This window comes from Pseudomonas agronomica (assembly GCF_025917275.1).
Lineage (GTDB): Bacteria > Pseudomonadota > Gammaproteobacteria > Pseudomonadales > Pseudomonadaceae > Aquipseudomonas > Aquipseudomonas agronomica.
Genome location: NZ_JAOSHO010000379.1, coordinates 1 through 5,007 on the forward strand (window position 1 = coordinate 1; position 5,007 = coordinate 5,007).

Genomic DNA, 5,007 nt, shown 5'->3' on the forward strand with positions numbered 1-5,007 from the left:
CCTCGCCACAAGTTCTACTTGAAGCATTCAGCCCTTGAACACTTCATCCAACAAGTTATGCATCGACCGGAACGCCCGATTGGCGACCTTGGCGTTGTACATCATCTTGCCAGGCACATTGGCCTGCGGATCGGTGAACGAGTGCACCGCGCCACCGTAGCTCAGCAATTGCCAATCCACCCCAGCCGCGTTCATCTCATCTTCAAAGGCCGGTAGCTGCTCTTTCGGCACCAACGGGTCGGAGGCGCCGTGCATGACCAACACCGCGCCCTTAATGTTCTGCGCATCGGCCGGGTTGGGCGTGTCCAGGGTGCCGTGGAACGAGATGGCGGCCTTCAGCGGCGCGCCGGTGCGAGCCAGTTCCAGGGAACAGCATCCGCCGAAGCAGAAGCCGAACGTGGCCAGTTTCGAAACATCGACCTGCGCGTCACCCTGGCTTTGCAATTGCTCGAATGCGGCCTGCATGCGCTTGCGCAGCGAGGCCCGGTCATTCTTGAGCGGCATCATCGCCGCCCCGGCTTCGTCGGCATTGGTCGGGCGCACCGTTTGCCCGTACAGATCGGCGATCAACACCACGTAACCATTCGCTGCGACTGACTTGGCGATTTCCTCGGCTCCCGCCCCCACGCCCATCCAATTCGGTGCCATCAGCAACCCCGGGCGCGGACCCTGCTGGTTGGTATCGAAGGCCAGGCGGCTTTCATAGGTTTGGCCATCGAGCTGATACACCACCGAACGAACCGTAATCTGACTCATGATTGACTCCCTTGGCGGAACATCGGAAATGAAAAAACCCGCCGAAGCGGGTTTTTCCTTCAACGTGATTAAGCTGACAGTTCAACCAGCAGCTTGTTCAGGCGACGCACATACGCCGCCGGGTCTTTCAGGCTGTCGCCGGCCGCCAGGGCCGCCTGGTCGAACAGGATGTGCGACAGATCGCCAAAACGCTCTTCGCTCTGCTCGTTGTCGAGCTTCTCCACCAGCGGGTGAGCCGGGTTGAATTCGAAGATCGGCTTGGAGTCCGGGACTTTCTGGCCGCTGGCTTCGAGGATCTGGCGCATCTGCAGACCCAGATCCTGCTCACCGATGGCCAGGATCGCCGGGGAATCGGTCAGGCGGTGGGAAACTCGCACTTCGCTGACGGCATCGCCCAACGCAGTCTTGATCCGCTCCACCAGGCCTTCCTTGCTCTTGGCCACTTCCTCGGCGGCTTTCTTGTCTTCTTCCGAATCCAGGTTGCCAAGGTCCAGGTCGCCACGAGCCACGTCGACGAAGCTCTTGCCGTCGAATTCGTTGAGGTAGCTCATCAGCCACTCGTCGATGCGATCGGTGAGCAACAGCACTTCGATGCCCTTCTTGCGGAAGACTTCCAGGTGCGGGCTGTTCTTGACCTGTGCATAAGTCTCGCCGGTCAGGTAGTAGATCTTGTCCTGGCCTTCCTTGGCGCGGGCCAGGTAATCAGCCAAGCCAACGATCTGCTCGCCGTCGTCGCCCTGGGTCGAAGCAAAGCGCAGCAGGCCGGCGATCTTCTCTTTGTTGGCGAAGTCTTCGGCCGGACCTTCTTTCATCACCTGGCCGAAGTTTTTCCAGAAGCCCTTGTATTGCTCAGGCTCGTTCTTCGCCAGTTTCTCCAGCATGTCCAGGACGCGCTTGGTGAGTGCCGACTTCATGGAATCGATGATCGGATCTTTCTGCAGGATTTCCCGCGAAACGTTCAGCGACAAGTCGTTGGAGTCGACCACACCCTTGATGAAGCGCAGGTACAGTGGCAGGAACGATTCGGCCTGGTCCATCACGAACACGCGCTGCACGTACAGCTTCAGGCCGCGTGGCGCTTCGCGCTGGTACAGATCGAACGGTGCACGGGCCGGCACGTACAGCAGCGAGCTGTATTCCAACTTGCCTTCGACCTTGTTATGGCTCCAGCTCAGCGGATTCTCGTAGTCATGGCCGATGTGCTTGTAGAACTCCTGGTATTCCTCGTCCTTGATCTCGGTGCGAGGACGGGTCCAGAGAGCACTGGCGCGGTTGACGGTTTCCCACTCCACTTCAGGCTTTTCTTCGCCTTCGGCAGCGCTGACTTCCTTCGGCAGCTCGATTGGCAGCGCGATATGGTCGGAGTACTTCTTGATGATGTTGCGTAGGCGCCAGCCATCGGCGAACTCTTCTTCGCCAGACTTGAGGTGCAGGACGATGCGGGTACCGCGATCAGCCTTGTCGAGGGTCGCGACTTCAAACTCGCCCTCGCCCTTGGACGACCAGTGCACGCCTTCGCTCGCAGCGAGGCCGGCACGACGGCTGAACACTTCGACGTGGTCAGCGACGATGAACGCGGAATAGAAACCGACGCCGAACTGGCCGATCAGGTGGGAATCCTTCTTCTGGTCGCCGGACAGGTTCTTCATGAAATCAGCGGTGCCGGACTTGGCGATGGTACCCAGGTGCGTGATCACCTCGTCGCGGCTCATGCCGATACCGTTGTCTTCGAGGGTGACGGTCTTGGCGTCCTTGTCGAAGCTCACACGGATTTTCAGCTCGGCGCCGCCTTCCAGCAGTTCTGGCTTGGACAGCGCTTCGAAACGTAATTTGTCGACAGCGTCGGAGGCGTTCGAAATCAGCTCGCGGAGGAAAATTTCCTTATTCGAATACAGCGAGTGAATCATCAGGTGCAGCAGTTGCTTCACCTCGGTCTGGAAGCCCAGGGTTTCCTTTTGAGTTTCCACGCTCATGGTCATCAAACTCCAAGTGGATGGTAGTGTCCGCCTCGCAGAGATTGGCGGCGGGATGTCCACAAGGTGGGGGCAACGGTGATGATTTCAAGGGCTGGGCGGCTTGGAGGGCGCCGGGATCTTGAAATGGGCCCGGGCGGTGGCGATGGGTTCGGCTTCAGACACTTGCCAGGCGGTGATCGCAACGTTGGCCACCCGTCGCCCTTGGCGCCAGACCTGGCATTTGGCGTAGGTGTCGCGAAACTGCCCGGCCCGCAGGTAGTCCAGGGAAAAATCGATGATCTTTGGCAGTCCGGTCACACGGGTGGCGATCAATAGATGAACGGCTGCGCAGAGCTCCATGAAACCGGCAATCACGCCGCCATGAATGGCGGGCAATAAAGGGTTACCAATGTTGTCCTTGTTCGCCGGCAGACAAAACAGCCACTCATCACCCTGGCGCGTGCATTCGACGCCGATGAGTTGCGCATAGGGAATCAAGGACAGCAGCCGCCCGACGTCGCCCTGCTCACACGCTTGGCGCAGTTGCGCCTCAGTGATGTCGGTCATGGTTTTTGCGCCGCAGCCGCCAGGCCGCCCTTTTTCATTCCGCGGGCGCTGTCACCCAGGCGCATGAAGGTGCCGACCACATGGGCAATGGGGTGCTCCGGATCGTCCTGGTAGGCAAACCCACGGCTGAAGATCACGTCCGGCGTGATCCGATAGCACTGGGCAAAGCCATAGATAGCTTTGTCGGGCATGGCGGCGTGCATATAGTCGATGCGCAAATCCAGGGTCGGACAGACTTCAAACTGCGGTAACACGCACAAGGTCGACATGCCGCAGGCAGTATCCATCAAGGTGGTCAACGCCCCGCCATGGACAATACCGGTCAGGGGATTGCCGACGACAGAGGGACTGTAGGGCAACATCACGGTTAAACCGTCGCGACTGGCGCTGTGCAATTTCAAGCCCAACACCTGACAGTGCCTGAGCGCAGATAAAAAACGTGTCGCGCGTTCAAAAACGGGATCTTCAGCCATCTGTTCGATACTCCTTCAAGGCACTCGATAAAGTTCCATCTGTGGCCAACTTATATATCTATGGCTTGGGAGGAACTTAACCCCGGGGGCACGGTTCAAACGGCCAGTAGTTATATCCATAAGGAGAAACACCCCATGCGTAAGACTTTAGCTATTGCCTTGATGTTGGCCGCCTCCCTCGGTCTCGCTGCCTGCGATAAAAAATCCGAGGACAAAGCTCAAGATGCCAACCAACACGCTGAACAAGCTCAGCAAGACATGAACAAAGCACAGGATAAAGTGAACGACGCGGCGAAAGAAAACGCTGAAGCTGCCAAAGCTCAGTCTGAATCGAACAGCGCCGCCCAGCAGGAACAAGCACCTGCCACCGCGCCTAAAACCAACTGATACGGTTTTGGCAGCAAAAGAAAACCCGCCTGGTGCGGGTTTTCTTGTATCTGGCATCGAGGAAAGTTGCTGCGCCGTCAGGCCGCTTCCTTGCTCGCCTCGGGCGCTGGCGCTTCGGTAGGCGTATAGACCATCACATCCAGTACATCCGAATGAAACTCGCGCTGATACAACACGAAGACCACGCCGGCACTCATCAACATGAATAACCAGGGGCTGACGAACCAGGCCAACATGGTCATGCCGAAATAATACGAACGCAGGCCGAAGTTGAATTGGTTGGCCGCCATTGAAATAACCCGCGCGGCTCTTGAAGCAAAAGCCTTGCGCTCCTGCTCGGACACATGCCGCTCGCCGATCATCGGTGCCGACCCCACCAGGACCGCGGCGAAGTTGTATTGGCGCATGCACCAACTGAACGTGAAGAACGCATAGACGAACACCAGCGCCAGGCAAAGAAGCTTCAGTTCCGCCATGCCTTGGGAGGCCTGCTGCACCAGTGGCAGGTCCGCCAGCAGCGACACGGCCCGATCGGACGCCCCGAGTACCGTCAGGATGCCCGCCAGGATAATCAGCGTACTGGAGGCAAAAAACGACGCGTTGCGCTCCAGGTTACCGATCACGCTGGCATCGGCGATACGGTTCTCGCGCAGCAGCATGCGGCGCATCCAGTCTTCGCGGTACAGATGCATGACACTGGCCAGGCAGGCCGTGTCGCGTGCCTTCCAGGATGCGTAACGGGTGTAGCCGGCCCAGCAGATGATGAACCAGATCGCGGCGAGGAGATGGATCAGGTTGGCTTGGATGAATGACATTCGATTTCCTGTGTGTCTAAAAACATGACGTCTAAAGCCAGACTGCCTTGCGGA

General features: G+C 58.4%; 6 protein-coding genes. 1 reads left to right on the plus strand and 5 read right to left on the minus strand.

All coding sequences use genetic code 11. The features are described 5' to 3' along the window. Window positions 1-27 precede the first annotated feature (27 nt). The 4 genes from OC610_RS20965 to OC610_RS20980 all read right to left on the minus strand — a co-directional run bounded on the left by OC610_RS20965 (window position 28) and on the right by OC610_RS20980 (window position 3,751). Window positions 28-756, minus strand: coding sequence for a dienelactone hydrolase family protein (locus OC610_RS20965; RefSeq protein ID WP_264430429.1), 729 nt, complete (start codon window positions 754-756; stop codon window positions 28-30). A gap of 68 nt (window positions 757-824) precedes the next feature. Then, window positions 825-2,729 (minus strand): molecular chaperone HtpG, encoded by a 1,905-nt coding sequence (gene htpG, locus OC610_RS20970; RefSeq protein WP_264430431.1) that lies wholly within the window; start codon window positions 2,727-2,729, stop codon window positions 825-827. A gap of 87 nt (window positions 2,730-2,816) precedes the next feature. Then, window positions 2,817-3,278 (minus strand): PaaI family thioesterase, encoded by a 462-nt coding sequence (locus OC610_RS20975; protein ID WP_264430435.1) that lies wholly within the window; start codon window positions 3,276-3,278, stop codon window positions 2,817-2,819. Next, window positions 3,275-3,751: a PaaI family thioesterase gene (locus tag OC610_RS20980; protein ID WP_264430436.1), complete on the minus strand. Its 477-nt coding sequence runs from the start codon at window positions 3,749-3,751 to the stop codon at window positions 3,275-3,277. The genes OC610_RS20975 and OC610_RS20980 overlap by 4 nt, the downstream gene beginning before the upstream one ends. Before the next feature lie 135 nt (window positions 3,752-3,886). Between OC610_RS20980 and OC610_RS20985 the strand changes: the two genes are divergently transcribed. Beyond that, window positions 3,887-4,138: a hypothetical protein gene (locus OC610_RS20985; RefSeq protein ID WP_264430439.1), complete on the plus strand. Its 252-nt coding sequence runs from the start codon at window positions 3,887-3,889 to the stop codon at window positions 4,136-4,138. A 77-nt stretch (window positions 4,139-4,215) separates the two neighbouring features. Here OC610_RS20985 and OC610_RS20990 read toward each other — a convergent pair whose 3' ends face one another. Then, on the minus strand, window positions 4,216-4,953 hold the full coding sequence (locus OC610_RS20990; RefSeq protein ID WP_264430440.1) for a DUF599 domain-containing protein: 738 nt from the start codon (window positions 4,951-4,953) through the stop codon (window positions 4,216-4,218). Window positions 4,954-5,007 lie beyond the last annotated feature (54 nt).

Excerpts from the sequence above, each read along its gene's own strand:
- OC610_RS20965 (WP_264430429.1), bottom strand. The coding sequence starts at position 756 with ATGAGTCAGATTACGGTTCGTTCGGTGGTGTATCAGCTCGATGGCCAA.
- htpG (WP_264430431.1), bottom strand. The coding sequence starts at position 2,729 with ATGAGCGTGGAAACTCAAAAGGAAACCCTGGGCTTCCAGACCGAGGTG.
- OC610_RS20975 (WP_264430435.1), bottom strand. The coding sequence starts at position 3,278 with ATGACCGACATCACTGAGGCGCAACTGCGCCAAGCGTGTGAGCAGGGC.
- OC610_RS20980 (WP_264430436.1), bottom strand. The coding sequence starts at position 3,751 with ATGGCTGAAGATCCCGTTTTTGAACGCGCGACACGTTTTTTATCTGCG.
- OC610_RS20985 (WP_264430439.1), top strand. The coding sequence starts at position 3,887 with ATGCGTAAGACTTTAGCTATTGCCTTGATGTTGGCCGCCTCCCTCGGT.
- OC610_RS20990 (WP_264430440.1), bottom strand. The coding sequence starts at position 4,953 with ATGTCATTCATCCAAGCCAACCTGATCCATCTCCTCGCCGCGATCTGG.